Annotated in this window: 13 protein-coding genes; 8 read left to right on the forward strand and 5 right to left on the reverse strand. The window is 71.7% G+C overall.

Annotated elements, in window-relative coordinates; all coding sequences use genetic code 11:
• Positions 1 to 90: 90 nt before the first annotated feature.
• A complete protein-coding gene (locus ACFZAX_RS08355; protein ID WP_390960189.1) occupies positions 91 to 819 on the forward strand; it encodes a LuxR C-terminal-related transcriptional regulator in 729 nt (242 codons plus the stop codon).
• Positions 820 to 873: 54 nt separating this feature from the next.
• On the opposite strand, the gene ACFZAX_RS08360 is transcribed toward ACFZAX_RS08355, so the two are convergent.
• On the reverse strand, positions 874 to 1,170 hold the full coding sequence (locus tag ACFZAX_RS08360; protein ID WP_390960190.1) for a hypothetical protein: 297 nt from the start codon (positions 1,168 to 1,170) through the stop codon (positions 874 to 876).
• 14 nt (positions 1,171 to 1,184) lie between these two features.
• Positions 1,185 to 2,855 carry a sodium/solute symporter gene (locus ACFZAX_RS08365; protein ID WP_390960191.1) on the reverse strand — a complete coding sequence of 557 codons (1,671 nt, stop codon included), beginning with the start codon at positions 2,853 to 2,855 and terminating at the stop codon, positions 1,185 to 1,187.
• Positions 2,856 to 3,100: 245 nt separating this feature from the next.
• Here ACFZAX_RS08365 and galT point away from each other — a divergent pair, with 245 nt between their 5' ends.
• The 4 genes from galT to ACFZAX_RS08385 all read left to right on the forward strand — a co-directional run bounded on the left by galT (position 3,101) and on the right by ACFZAX_RS08385 (position 7,583).
• A complete protein-coding gene (gene galT, locus ACFZAX_RS08370) occupies positions 3,101 to 4,144 on the forward strand; it encodes a galactose-1-phosphate uridylyltransferase (protein WP_390960192.1) in 1,044 nt (347 codons plus the stop codon).
• On the forward strand, positions 4,141 to 5,124 hold the full coding sequence (galE, locus tag ACFZAX_RS08375; protein ID WP_390960193.1) for a UDP-glucose 4-epimerase GalE: 984 nt from the start codon (positions 4,141 to 4,143) through the stop codon (positions 5,122 to 5,124). The genes galT and galE overlap by 4 nt, the downstream gene beginning before the upstream one ends.
• Positions 5,121 to 6,338 (forward strand): galactokinase, encoded by a 1,218-nt coding sequence (gene galK / locus ACFZAX_RS08380; protein ID WP_390960194.1) that lies wholly within the window; start codon positions 5,121 to 5,123, stop codon positions 6,336 to 6,338. Before galE ends, galK begins: the two co-directional genes overlap by 4 nt.
• Positions 6,339 to 6,812: 474 nt before the next feature.
• On the forward strand, positions 6,813 to 7,583 hold the full coding sequence (locus ACFZAX_RS08385) for a LuxR C-terminal-related transcriptional regulator (protein WP_390960195.1): 771 nt from the start codon (positions 6,813 to 6,815) through the stop codon (positions 7,581 to 7,583).
• Here the strand turns inward: ACFZAX_RS08385 and ACFZAX_RS08390 are convergent.
• Complete coding sequence (locus ACFZAX_RS08390; protein WP_390960196.1) at positions 7,542 to 8,039, reverse strand: MarR family transcriptional regulator; 498 nt, start codon at positions 8,037 to 8,039, stop codon at positions 7,542 to 7,544. The genes ACFZAX_RS08385 and ACFZAX_RS08390 overlap by 42 nt on opposite strands.
• Before the next feature lie 87 nt (positions 8,040 to 8,126).
• Between ACFZAX_RS08390 and ACFZAX_RS08395 the strand changes: the two genes are divergently transcribed.
• The 3 genes from ACFZAX_RS08395 (at position 8,127) to ACFZAX_RS08405 (ending at position 10,232) form a co-directional block, all read left to right on the forward strand.
• Positions 8,127 to 8,948 carry a trans-aconitate 2-methyltransferase gene (locus ACFZAX_RS08395; protein WP_390960197.1) on the forward strand — a complete coding sequence of 274 codons (822 nt, stop codon included), beginning with the start codon at positions 8,127 to 8,129 and terminating at the stop codon, positions 8,946 to 8,948.
• Complete coding sequence (locus tag ACFZAX_RS08400) at positions 8,945 to 9,322, forward strand: glyoxalase (protein WP_390960198.1); 378 nt, start codon at positions 8,945 to 8,947, stop codon at positions 9,320 to 9,322. The genes ACFZAX_RS08395 and ACFZAX_RS08400 overlap by 4 nt, the downstream gene beginning before the upstream one ends.
• Before the next feature lie 175 nt (positions 9,323 to 9,497).
• Complete coding sequence (locus ACFZAX_RS08405) at positions 9,498 to 10,232, forward strand: hypothetical protein (RefSeq protein ID WP_390960503.1); 735 nt, start codon at positions 9,498 to 9,500, stop codon at positions 10,230 to 10,232.
• A gap of 198 nt (positions 10,233 to 10,430) precedes the next feature.
• Here the strand turns inward: ACFZAX_RS08405 and ACFZAX_RS08410 are convergent, their stop codons facing one another.
• A complete protein-coding gene (locus tag ACFZAX_RS08410) occupies positions 10,431 to 11,117 on the reverse strand; it encodes a TetR family transcriptional regulator (RefSeq protein WP_390960199.1) in 687 nt (228 codons plus the stop codon).
• Positions 11,114 to 12,118 carry a fatty acid desaturase gene (locus tag ACFZAX_RS08415; protein ID WP_390960200.1) on the reverse strand — a complete coding sequence of 335 codons (1,005 nt, stop codon included), beginning with the start codon at positions 12,116 to 12,118 and terminating at the stop codon, positions 11,114 to 11,116. The genes ACFZAX_RS08410 and ACFZAX_RS08415 overlap by 4 nt, the downstream gene beginning before the upstream one ends.
• Positions 12,119 to 12,463: the final 345 nt, after the last annotated feature.

The raw sequence follows: 12,463 nt of genomic DNA on the forward strand, positions 1-12,463 counted from the left end.
CGTGTAGCTTGCCGGGTCTAGGCCGGGGGGCCGACGGTCGTGGCAGACCTGCGCGCGGCGGTTCACGGCGGTACTGGGGGTATCTGCGCGATGAGCGTGCGGCTCATGGTGGTCGACGACCACCGCCTGTTGGCCGAGGCGCTCGCCTCGGCACTCAAGCTCCGGGGGCACCGCGTGCTCGCGGCCACGGCGCCGACCGCGGGCGCCGCCGATCTCGTCATAGCCCGGGCGCCGGAGGTCTGTCTCTTCGGGACGGCCTCGCCCGCGGCGCCGGGCGCCTTCGACCCGATCGCGCGGATCGGACGGGAGCGTCCGCAGGTGGCGGTGGTGGTGCTGGGCCCGGTGCCCAGTCCCCGGGGGATCGCGGCGGCCTTCGCGGCCGGGGCGGCCGGATACGTCCGGCACGACGAACGCATCGAAGGCGTGGAGCGGGCCATGATGAAGGCCAGGGCCGGGGAGGCCTCGGTGGCGCCCGCCCTGCTCAGGGGCGCCTTCACCGAGCTGCTGCACCCGGTGGAGAAGCCCGACGACGAGGGCCAGCGGCTGCTGCGGCTGCTGACGCCCCGCGAGGCCGAGGTGCTGGTGCGCGTCGCCGAGGGCGAGGGCACCCGGCTGATCGCCGCCGGGATGCGGATCGCGCCGAGTACCGCCCGTACCCACGTCCAGCGGGTCCTGATGAAGCTCGGCGTCGGTTCCCGGCTGGAGGCCGCCGCGCTCGCGGCCCGTACGGGGCTGCTCGACCGGGCGGTCGTCCACACGGCGATGGGCGCGGCGCGGGAACCCGGGCAGGACATGCCGCAGGGGCCGGACGCACCCTGAGCCGCGGGTGGGTCCGGCCCCTGGGGTGGCCGTGACGAGGTGGGGTGCGGCCGGTCAGTGACCGGCGGGGCCGCCCGGCTCGATCGGTTCGACCGGGGCCTGCGTCGGGCGCAGCCACATCCAGACCAGGAACAGCAGTCCGAGGACGAGCATCGCGAGGCCGGTCCACAGGTTGATGTTGACGCCCTGGGCCTTCTTGAGGTCGGCGTCGGACGGGCTGATGCCCGCGATGGTGACGATGACTCCGTAGACCACGAAGAGACCGCCGATGATCCGCCTGATGTCGAAGAGGCGTGCCGCCGTGGCGGACTTGCTCTCCAGGTCGGAGACTTCCTTGTGCAGCTCGGACATGGTGGTTCCTCCGATCAGAACGAGTAGGGGATGTAGCAGGCGGCGGCGATCACGATGGCGCCCCAGCCCAGCAGGGCCGGCTTGCGGTACCACGCGGAGTCGGACTCCTCGGGCACCTCGGGGGCGTCCGGGGACTCGGTGCCGTAGACCAGGCCGGCCAGTTCGGCTTCCGGCTTGGGGGCCGTGAACAGGGTGACCAGGACCATGACGACCGCACCGGCGACGAAGCCGACGATGGCGGAGACGAAGTTCGCGCCCTGGTCGGTCGGGATGCCGATGATCCCCTGCTTGTAGAGGACGAAGTAGTTGACCATCGCGGCGGTGGTGCCCGCGACCAGGCCCCAGACGCCGGACTTCATCGACGCGCGCTTCCAGAACATGCCGATGATGAAGACGACGAACATCGGGACGTTGAAGAACGAGAAGAGCGTCTGCAGGTAGCTCATGATGTTCGAGAAGCTCGACGCGATGAACGCCGTGCCGATCGAGGCCAGCACGCCGACGGCGGTGACGCCGCGGCCGAAGCGCAGGTAGTGCGCGTCCGGCGCGTCCTTGCGGATGTAGCGCGCGTAGATGTCCGTGGTGAACACCGTGTTGAACGAGGAGACGTTGGCGGCCATGCCGGCCATGAACGCGGCGAGCAGACCGGTCACCGCGATGCCGAGGACACCGTTCGGGAGCAGTTCGCGCATCAGCAGCGGGATGGCGTCGTTGTACGTCAGGTCCGAGCGGTCGGTGCCGATGTTCGGGACGACGACGGCGGCGACCATGCCCGGGATCATCACCAGGAAGACGATGAAGATCTTCGGGAACGCGGCGATGAGCGGGGTGCGCTGCGCGGCCGAGAGGTTCTTCGCGGACAGGGCGCGCTGCACCTCGGCGAAGTTGGTCGTCCAGTAGCCGAAGGAGAGCACGAAGCCGAGGCCGAGGATGATCGTCAGCCAGTTGGCACCGAGTGCGTTGCTGTCACCGATCCCCGTATCGCTCCAGGCGGACATGAACGAGGACCCGTGGGTCTTCGTCAGGGAGTCGCTCAGGCCGTCCCAGCCGCCGACGCGCTTGAGGCCCAGGATGGTGAGCGGTATGAGCGCGGCGAGGATGACGAAGAACTGGAGCACCTCGTTGTAGATCGCCGAGGAGAGTCCGCCGATGGTGATGTACAGCAGGACGAAGATGCCCGCGACGGTGATCGCGACCCACTGCGGCCAGCCCAGCAGCGCCTCCACGACGATCGAGAGCGCGTAGAGGTTGACGCCGGCTATCAGGATGGCGGCGAACGCGAACAGGGCGGAGCTCAGCAGGTGGGCCGACTTGTCGAACCGCTGGAGCAGGAACTCCGGGACGGACCGGACCTTCGAGCGGTAGTAGAACGGCATCATCACCAGGCCGAGGAAGACCATGGCGGGGATGGCGCCGATCCAGTACCAGTGGACGACCGAGACGCCGTACTGCGCGCCGGTGGCCGCCATGCCGAGGATCTCCGTGGCGCCGAGGTTGGCGGCCACGAAGGCCAGACCGGTGACCCAGGCGGGCAGGGAGCGGCCGGAGAGGAAGAAGTCGAGGCTGGTCTTCACACTGGCGCGGGCCGCGAAGCCGATGCCGAGGACCACGACGAAGTAGATGGCCAGGATTGTGTAATCGAGGCCGTTCGTGGGGAGCCGGAGCCCTTCAGCCAGATAGTTCATGGGGGGTACTCGCTTCGTTGCGCGAACTGAACCTGATGAAACTTACGCCCATGCATTCAATAACTGAACAAAGCAGCTGGTGTTCTTTGTTTGATCGTGATGCAGAGGGGCGAATTGACCCGATATAAGAAACCAGGTCTCCACTTAATCGCACACAGAGAAACAGCTTGCCTACAAAGAGTTACGTCATTGACGCCCCTGTTTGGTTGTGGTTAATTATGTTTAGTTATGTTTGGAGGAACCTGGTGAAGAAGACGGCAACGACCCTCGCCGACGGTCGGGAACTGATCTATTACGACTCCGCCGACGACGTCGTACGCGATGCGGTGGATCGCAGGCCGCTCGACTCCGTCGCCACCTCGTCCGAGATCCGGCGCGACCCGGTCCTGGGCGACGCGGTCGCCATCGCCTCCCACCGCCAGGGCCGCACCTACCACCCGCCGGCCGACGAGTGCCCGCTCTGCCCCTCGCGGGGTGAGCGGCTCAGCGAGATCCCCGACGACGATTACGACGTGGTCGTCTTCGAGAACCGCTTCCCCTCGCTCGCCGGGGATTCCGGCCGCTGCGAGGTCGTCTGCTTCGCCTCCGACCACGACTCCTCCTTCGCCGACCTCACCGAGGACCAGGCCGCGCTGGTCCTGGCCGCCTGGACCGACCGCACCGCCGCCCTCTCCGAGCTCGACCAGGTCGCCCAGGTCTTCCCCTTCGAGAACCGCGGCGCAGAGATCGGTGTGACGCTGGGTCACCCTCATGGCCAGATCTACGGTTACCCCTTCGTGACGCCCCGAACCGAACTGATGTTGCGTTCCGCCGTCGCCCACCGCGAGGAGACCGGACGGAACCTCTTCGAGGACGTCGTCGCCCGCGAGATCGCCGAGGGCGACCGGATCGTCCTCGCCGGCGAGCACTGGGTCGCGTTCGTCCCGTACGCCGCGCACTGGCCGTACGAGGTCCACCTCCATCCCCGCACCCGCGTCGCCGACTTCCGCGAGCTGGACGACGCCGCCCGCGCGGAGTTCCCGCAGATCTACCTGGAGCTCCTGCGGCGCTTCGACCGGATCTTCGGCCCCGACGCGCCTCCCACGCCGTACATCGCCGCCTGGCACCAGGCGCCGTTCCGCGCCCCCGGGCGCGAGGAGCTCGCCCTCCACCTGGAGCTCTTCACCATCCGTCGCACCCCCGGCAAGCTGAAGTTCCTCGCCGGTTCGGAGTCCGGCATGGGAGCGTTCATCAACGACGTGCCGCCGGAGACCGCGGCCGAGCGACTGCGAGAGGTAGCGAGCAAGTGAGCAGCACCACCCCGAAGAAGTACCTGGTCACCGGCGGTGCCGGTTACGTGGGCAGCGTGGTCGCCACGCACCTGCTGGAGGCCGGGCACACCGTCACCGTGCTCGACGACCTCTCCACCGGCTTCCGGGAGGGCGTCCCGCAGGGCGCCGAGTTCATCGAGGGCCGCATCCAGGACGCCGCGAAGTGGCTCGACGCCTCCTACGACGCCGTCCTGCACTTCGCCGCGTTCTCCCAGGTCGGCGAGTCCGTCGTGAACCCCGAGAAGTACTGGCTCAACAACGTCGGCGGCACCACCGCGCTGCTCGCCGCGATGCGTGACGCCGGGGTGCGCACCCTCGTCTTCTCCTCCACCGCCGCCACCTACGGCGAGCCGGTCTCCAGCCCCATCACGGAGGCCGACCCGACCGCCCCCACCAACCCGTACGGCGCGACCAAGCTGGCCGTCGACCACATGATCACCGGCGAGGCCGCCGCCCACGGACTGGCCGCCGTCTCGCTGCGCTACTTCAACGTGGCCGGCGCGTACGGGAACACCGGGGAGCGCCACGACCCCGAGTCCCACCTCATCCCGCTGGTCCTCCAGGTCGCCGCGGGCACCCGCGAGTCGATCAACGTCTACGGCGACGACTACCCCACCCCCGACGGCACCTGCGTCCGCGACTACATCCACGTCGCCGACCTCGCCGAGGCCCACCTCCTCGCGCTGGGCGCCGCCACCTCCGGCGAGCACCTCATCTGCAACCTGGGCAACGGCAACGGCTTCTCGGTCCGCCAGGTCATCGAGACCGTCCGCGAGGTCACCGGCCACCCGATCCCGGAGACCGCCGCCCCTCGCCGCGCCGGCGACCCGGCCGTCCTCGTCGCCTCCGCGGCCACCGCCCGCGAGCGCCTGGGCTGGACGCCGAGCCGCCCGGACCTGGCCGGTATCGTCGCGGACGCCTGGGCGTTCGCCCGCCGAGAGGAGACCACCGCATCATGACCGAGACACCCGAGAGCATCGTCGCCGAGGCCGTCGCGACCACCGGACCGCTGGGCCAGGACGAGTTCACCGCCTCCTTCCGCGCGCTGTACGGCACCGAGCCCGAGGGGGTCTGGGCCGCCCCCGGGCGCGTCAACCTCATAGGCGAGTACACCGACTTCAACGACGGCTTCGTCATGCCGCTCGCTCTCCCGCACACCGCCCGTGCCGCCGCCGCCCGGCGCACCGACGGCCAGCTGCGGCTGCACTCCACCGACGTACCCGGCGGCATCGTGCAGCTCGCCGTCGACGGCCTGACGCCCAACGAGGGCCACGGCTGGGCCGCGTACCCGGCGGGTGTCGTCTGGGCGCTGCGGCGGGCCGGGCACGAGATCACCGGCGCGGACATCCAGGTCACCTCGACCGTGCCGACCGGCGCCGGGCTCTCCTCGTCCGCCGCCCTCGAAGTGGTCGTCGCGCTCGCCCTGAACGACCTCTTCGGCCTCGGCCTGACCGCCGCGGAGCTGGCCGTCCTCGGCCAGGCCGCCGAGAACGACTTCGTCGGCGTGCCCTGCGGCGTCATGGACCAGATGGCGTCCGCCTGCTGCACCGACGGCCACGCCCTCCACCTGGACACCCGTGACCTCGCCGTGCGCCAGGTCCCCTTCGACCTCGCCGCGCACGGGCTGCGCCTGCTGGTCGTGGACACCCGCGTCAAGCACGCGCTGGGCGACGGCGCGTACGCCGAGCGCCGGGCCGGCTGCGAGGAGGGCGCCCGCCTGCTCGGGCTGGGCAAGCTGCGCGAGCTGGCGTACGAGGACCTCCCCGACGCCCTCGCCCGGCTGGAGGCGGCCGGCGCGGACGAGTCCGTCGTCCGCTACGTACGCCACGTGGTCAGCGACAACGCCCGGGTGGAGCAGGTCATCGCGCTGCTCGACGCCGGGGACGTTCGCGCGGCGGGCCCGGTGCTCAGCCAGGGCCACATCTCGCTCCGGGACGACCTGCGGGTCTCCTGCGAGGAGCTGGACCTCGCCGTGGCCACCGCGAACGCGGCCGGGGCGCTCGGCGCCCGCATGACCGGCGGCGGCTTCGGCGGCTCGGCGATCGTGCTGGTCGAGGAGTCCGACGCCGAGGCGGTCACCACGTCGGTGCTCGACGCCTTCGCGGCGGCCGGCCACGCCACCCCGGGCATCTTCGCCGCCGTCCCCTCGGAGGGCGCGCGCCGCCTGGTCTGACGACCGCCCGCACCGGACCCCCGCGTGTACGAGCGCCGGGCCCGGCCGTCCCCACGGCCGGTGACCCGGCGCTCCGCCGTGTCCGGTGGTCGCGCACCCGCCGCCCCGGTCCGGTGGTCGCGCACCCGCCCCGGTGCGGTGGCACAGAATGTGGCCTCGTTCGTCCACTTCCGTCCCGGAACGGAACAGGAAGTACCCCTTGAGCGCCGGGGACGGTCACTTCCGCGAATCGGCTTCCCGGGCACCCGTACGCCCGTACGCTGATGGGCAGCACCGGTGGGGGCCGGTGCCGTTCAGGGGCCGAGACGGGCGGTGCGGTGCCCGGGCGCAGACGGTGGCGGCTCGGTGCGCGCGGCGGGGCCGCGCGGACGGTTCTCCCGTCGTGGAGCTCGGACGCCACGACCACCCCGACGTGTTCCCACCCGGGTCCGGCCTCAGGACGGCGGACCGGGACCGTCCCACTGGGGGGTAGACGTGGCCCGTATCCGGGTTCTCGTGGTCGACGACCATCGAATTTTTGCCGAGTCGCTCGCCGCGGCGCTCACCGCCGAGCCGGACGTGGACGTGGCCGCCGCGGGCAGCGGCCCCGCCGCACTGCGCTGCCTCGACCGCGCCGCCACCGAGGGCCGCGCCTACGACGTCATGCTGGTCGACGCCGAACTGGGCGGCACGCCCGCGGCGGGCGGGAGCCCGCAGCAGGGCAGCCCGGTCGACGGGATCTCCCTCGTCGCGGGGGTCCGCGAGGCCCGCCCGGGCGTCCGCACGGTGGTCCTCGCCGAACGGGACGATCCGCGCCGTGCGGCGGCGGCGCTCCAGGCGGGTGCCTCCGGCTGGGTCGCCAAGGACTGCTCCCTGCAACGCCTGTTGGCGGTCATCCGCGGGGTGCTGCGCGGCGAGACCCATCTGCCGCCGGCCCTGCTCACGGGCGTACTGCGGGAGTTGACGGCCGCGCGCAAGCACCGTACCGAGAGCGAGCTGCTGGTGGAGTCGCTCACCCCGCGCGAGCGGGAGGTGCTGCGCTGCATGGTCGCTGGGCTGGGGCGCAAGGCGGTGGCCGAGCGGCTCTACCTCTCGCCGCACACGGTCCGCACGCACATGCAGAACGTTCTGGGAAAGCTCGGGGTGCACTCGACGCTGGCGGCCGTGGCGCTGGCCCGCAGGGCGGGTGTGGGGCCGGTCGACCTGCTGTCCGAAGTGGTGCCGCTACCCGGGGACGTTGTCGAACGGGGCGGTCAACTGGCGTAGAAGATCGGCGAGTTCGCCGCGCTGGCGGGCGGAGAGCTCGCCGAGGATGGCGCGTTCCTGGTCGAGCAGTCCGGCCAGCGACTGGTCGGCCTTGTCGCGTCCCTCGGCGGTCAGCCGGACGAGCACCCCGCGCCGGTCGTTGGGGTCGGGGAGGCGTTCCACCAGGTTCTTCTTGGTCAGCCGGTCGATGCGGTTGGTCATCGTGCCCGAGGTGACCAGGGTCTGCGTCAGCAGCTGGCCGGGGGAGAGCTGGTACGGGGCGCCGGCCCGGCGCAGCGACGTCAGGACGTCGAACTCCCAGGGCTCCAGGTTGTGCTCGGAGAAGGCGATGCGGCGGGCCCGGTCGAGGTGGCGCGCGAGGCGCGACACCCGGCTGAGGACCTCTAGTGGTTCCACGTCGAGGTCGGGGCGCTCGCGGCGCCATGCTGCGACCAGACGGTCGACCTCGTCCTCCATGTCGATCAGTGTAGAGGGTCCCTCGACGTGAAGTCTCTTGGTTTCAAGTGTCTTGACGTCAAGATAGTCCGGGTGGATGCTGACGCCATGAGTGAATCCGTCTGGGACCCCGGCCAGTATCTCCGCCACGCGGAGCACCGCGAGCGCCCCTTCCGTGACCTCCTCGCCCGGGTGGGCGACCTCCCCGGGGGTCCCCGCCCCCGCGTCGCCGACCTCGGCTGCGGCCCGGGGAACGTCACCGTCCTCCTCGCCGAGCGGTGGCCGGAGGCCCGGATCACCGGCTACGACAACTCCCCGCAGATGCTGGAGCAGGCCCGTACCCGCGCCACCCCGACGCTCGACTTCGCCGAGGCCGACGTCCTGGAGTGGACCCCCGCGGAGCCGTACGGCCTGATCGCCTCCAACGCCCTGCTCCAGTGGGTCCCCGGCCACGCCGACCGCTTCCCCGCCTGGCTCGACGGCCTCGCCCCCGGCGGCACCCTCGCCTTCCAGGTACCCAGCAACTTCGACGCCCCCAGCCACGCCCTGATGCGCGGCCTCGCCGAATCCCCCCGCTGGCACGGGCGTCTCGGCGGACTGCTCCGCCACGAGGACGCCGTCCTGGAGCCCGCCGCCTACCACGACCGGCTCACCGCCGCCGGGTGCGCGGTGGTCGACGTCTGGGAGACCACGTACCTCCAGGTCCTGCACGGCGACGACCCGGTGCTCGACTGGGTCAAGGGCACCGGCCTGCGCCCGGTCCTCGCCGCCCTCGCCGACGACCCCGAGGCCCTCGACGCCTTCCTCACCGAGTACCGGGACCTGCTGCGCACCGCCTACCCGCAGGGCCCGCACGGCACGGTCTTCCCGTTCCGCCGGATCTTCGCCGTCGCCCGGCTCGCGGGTGCCGTCGGGCGGGCAGACGTGTGATCGTCGCACTGGACCACGTACAGCTCGCCGCCCCTCCCGGCTCCGAGGGCCTGCTGCGCGCCTTCTACGGGGGCGTCCTCGCCATGACCGAGGAGCCGAAGCCCCCGGTGCTCGCCGCGCGGGGCGGCTGCTGGTTCCGGACCGGCCCGGACGCCGCCCCGGTCCGCGTCCATCTCGGCGTGGAGCGGGACTTCCGCCCCGCCGCCAAGGCCCACCCCGGGCTCCGCGTCACCGGGATCGACGCCCTCGCCGACCGCCTGGCGGCACACGGCGCACCCGTCCGCTGGGACGACACGCTCCCGGGCCACCGCCGCTTCTCCAGCGAGGACCCGGTGGGCAACCGGCTGGAGTTCATGGAGCCCCAGGCCGGGTAGGTCGCGACCGGATCGGCTCGGATCGGTAAAACCCCTCGACGGGACGCACCGCCCCGGGGCAGGCTCCGCACTCGTGACGACGACGCAGACAGCACGGACAGCACGGACGACGCAGCACTCCCCGGCCCGCCTGGTCCGGATCTCCGCCCGCAACAACGCCGAGTGGTGCGCGGTGATGAGCCGCAGCCACGGGGTGCCGGGCGACTTCGGGGCGCGGGCGTGGACGGCCCCGACCCGCACGCCGCTCTACTACCCCGACGCGGTGACCCTGGCCCCCGGCACGGATCCGGCCGACGTCGTCCGGCGCGTCGACCTCACCGCCCCGGGCGCCACCGTCAAGGACAGCTTCGCCGACCTCGACCTGACGGCGGCCGGCTTCCGGGTGCTCTTCGAAGCCGCGTGGATCCACCGCCCGGCCGGCCCGCCCGCCGCCTTCACCGGCACCCCCTGGCAGGTCGCCGGGGACCCCGACGCGGTACGCGCCTGGGCGGAGGCATGGGACGACGGCGACGGCAACGCGGGCCTCTTCCGGCCCGCCCTTCTCGACGACCCGGACACCTTCCTGCTCGCCGCCCACGCCCCGGACGGCCGGATCACCGCCGGGGCGGTGGCGAGCCGCAGCGGGGGCGTCGCCGGTGACGGCGTTGCCGGGGACGACGCTCTCGGCGGCGGAGTGCCCGGTGAGGGAAGCGTCCTCTTGCCCGGTGAGGGAAGCGTCCTCGGCCTCTCCAACGTCTTCGCCCGGGACGGCGGCGCCGACACGGCCTGGCCCGGGGCCCTCGAAGCGGCGCACCGGCTCTTCCCCGGGCTGCCCGTGGTCGGCTACGAACACGGCGAGGACCTCGACACCGCTCTGCGCCACGGCTTCACCGCGACGGGCCCGCTGCGCGTCTGGCTGCACCACGGCTGACGAGGGGCTTCGGCGTACGGCCGGCGTACGGACTTCCCCACCCTGAGCCGGGAGCCGGGAGCCGGGGCCAGGCGGCGCCCGGTGACGGCCGGGGAACACCGGCCCCCCGGTCCGCCTGCCCGCACGGCCGGACGACGAAGGGTCCCGCCACCCGAGTGGCGGGACCCTTCGTCATACGTGCGCACACCGTGGCGACCGTCAGCTCTTGCGGTGTCCTATCAGCCGGGGCTTCGGCTCCAGGTTCTCCAGGCCGTGCCAGGCCAGGTTCACCAGGTGCGCCGCCACCTCCGCCTTGCGGGGCTTGCGGACGTCGAGCCACCACTGGCCGGTGAGGGCCACCATGCCGACCAGCGCCTGTGCGTAGAGCGGCGCCAGCTTCTGGTCGAAGCCCCGGGCCTTGAACTCCATGCCCAGGATGTCCTCCACCTGCGTGGCGATGTCGCTGATCAGCGAGGCGAACGTGCCCGTGGACTGGGCGACCGGGGAGTCCCGGACCAGGATGCGGAAGCCGTCCGTGTACGTCTCGATGTAGTCGAGCAGCGCGAACGCCGCCTGTTCCAGCAGCTCCCGCGGGTGCCCCGCGGTGAGAGCGCCCGTCACCATGTCCAGCAGCTGGCGCATCTCCCGGTCGACCACGACGGCGTACAGGCCCTCCTTGCCGCCGAAGTGTTCGTACACCACCGGCTTGGAGACCCCGGCGCGTGCCGCGATCTCCTCCACCGAGGTCCCTTCGAACCCCTTGTCGGCGAAGAGGGTGCGACCGATGTCCAGCAGCTGCTCGCGCCGCTCCTTCCCGGTCATCCGGACCCGCCGGGTCCGGCGCGCGGGGGGAGGGCTGCTCTTCTCGCTGCTCGTGCTGCCGTCGGTCGCCACGGTGCCCATCATGCCGCGTCGGCGGGCACGGCCTTGCGCCGGGACTCCTTGCGTCGCGACTCGATGCGGTCGGCGTCCGGCCAGCGGACGTCGTACGCCCAGCCGAGCTGTTCGAACCAGCGGATCAGCCGGGCGCTGGAGTCGATCTGGCCGCGCATGACCCCGTGCCGGGCGCTCGTCGGGTCGGCGTGGTGCAGGTTGTGCCAGGACTCGCCGCAGGACAGCACGGCCAGCCACCACACGTTCCCCGACTTGTCGCGGGACTTGAAGGGGCGCTTGCCGACCGCGTGGCAGATCGAGTTGATCGCCCAGGTGACGTGGTGCAGCAGCGCCACCCGGACCAGCGAGCCCCAGAAGAACGCCGTCGCCGCACCCCACCACGACATGGTGACCAGCCCGCCGACCAGCGGCGGGATGCCCAGCGAGATGATCGTGAAGGTCAGGAAGTGGCGCGAGACCGCCCTCATGGCCGGGTCCTTGACCAGGTCGGGGGCGTACTTCTGCTGCGGGGTCTGCTCCTCGTTGAACATCCACCCGATGTGCGCCCACCACAGCCCCTTCATCAGGGCCGGCAGCGTCTCGCCGAAGCGCCACGGCGAGTGGGGGTCGCCCTCCGCGTCGGAGAACCGGTGGTGCTTGCGGTGGTCGGCGACCCACCGCACCAGCGGGCCCTCCACCGCCAGGGAGCCGGCGACGGCGAGTGCGATGCGCAGCGGGCGCTTCGCCTTGAAGGAGCCGTGCGTGAAGTAGCGGTGGAAGCCGATCGTGACGCCGTGGCAGCCGATGTAGTACATCGCCACCATGAGCCCCAGATCGAGCCAGCTGACGCCGTGGCCCCAGGTCAGCGGCACCGCCGCCACCAGGGCCGCGAACGGCACCACGATGAAGAGGAGCAGGGCGATCTGCTCGATCGACCGCTTGCTGTCGCCGCCCAGCGTGGCGGAGGGGACAGGAGCGGGAACCGTCCCCGCCGGTGGGTCCGGCTGGTCGGTCAGGTCGGGGCTGATGGTCATGTGATCCCCCGGGGGGTGAGGAGAACAGAACAAATCGGAATCGGCCTTGGCTACGGGACCGTAACCTACGGGATCGTAAGTACCGTAGTGACGCGGCCCACACCACCAGACCACGTTCCGGACGCCGTTCGTGGTATCTCGTGCCCCCGTACGGGTAAAGCCTGTACGGCTCCCGCCGTCGAATGCCCCGCCCCGTCCCACCCTGTGAGGCCACCGGACGCGCCGACGTCGGTGCCACATATCCTGGAAGGGTCGGACAGCGCGGTCCGCACCCCGCTCGTCCCGGGGGCGGCAACAGCACGCTGCGGCCGTTGGCCCCGGATTCGTGCTCTACCACTGCAAGGA

Source organism: Streptomyces sp. NPDC008125 (assembly GCF_042957125.1).
Classification (GTDB): Bacteria; Actinomycetota; Actinomycetes; order Streptomycetales; family Streptomycetaceae; genus Streptomyces.

What these genes read in the sequence shown, in the direction of transcription:
- galK (WP_390960194.1), top strand. Translation starts at nt 5,121, where the DNA reads ATGACCGAGACACCCGAGAGCATCGTCGCCGAGGCCGTCGCGACCACC.
- ACFZAX_RS08415 (WP_390960200.1), bottom strand. Translation starts at nt 12,118, where the DNA reads ATGACCATCAGCCCCGACCTGACCGACCAGCCGGACCCACCGGCGGGG.
- ACFZAX_RS08365 (WP_390960191.1), bottom strand. Translation starts at nt 2,855, where the DNA reads ATGAACTATCTGGCTGAAGGGCTCCGGCTCCCCACGAACGGCCTCGAT.
- ACFZAX_RS08395 (WP_390960197.1), top strand. Translation starts at nt 8,127, where the DNA reads ATGAGTGAATCCGTCTGGGACCCCGGCCAGTATCTCCGCCACGCGGAG.
- ACFZAX_RS08410 (WP_390960199.1), bottom strand. Translation starts at nt 11,117, where the DNA reads ATGATGGGCACCGTGGCGACCGACGGCAGCACGAGCAGCGAGAAGAGC.
- ACFZAX_RS08405 (WP_390960503.1), top strand. Translation starts at nt 9,498, where the DNA reads ATGAGCCGCAGCCACGGGGTGCCGGGCGACTTCGGGGCGCGGGCGTGG.
- ACFZAX_RS08355 (WP_390960189.1), top strand. Translation starts at nt 91, where the DNA reads ATGAGCGTGCGGCTCATGGTGGTCGACGACCACCGCCTGTTGGCCGAG.
- ACFZAX_RS08360 (WP_390960190.1), bottom strand. Translation starts at nt 1,170, where the DNA reads ATGTCCGAGCTGCACAAGGAAGTCTCCGACCTGGAGAGCAAGTCCGCC.
- ACFZAX_RS08390 (WP_390960196.1), bottom strand. Translation starts at nt 8,039, where the DNA reads ATGGAGGACGAGGTCGACCGTCTGGTCGCAGCATGGCGCCGCGAGCGC.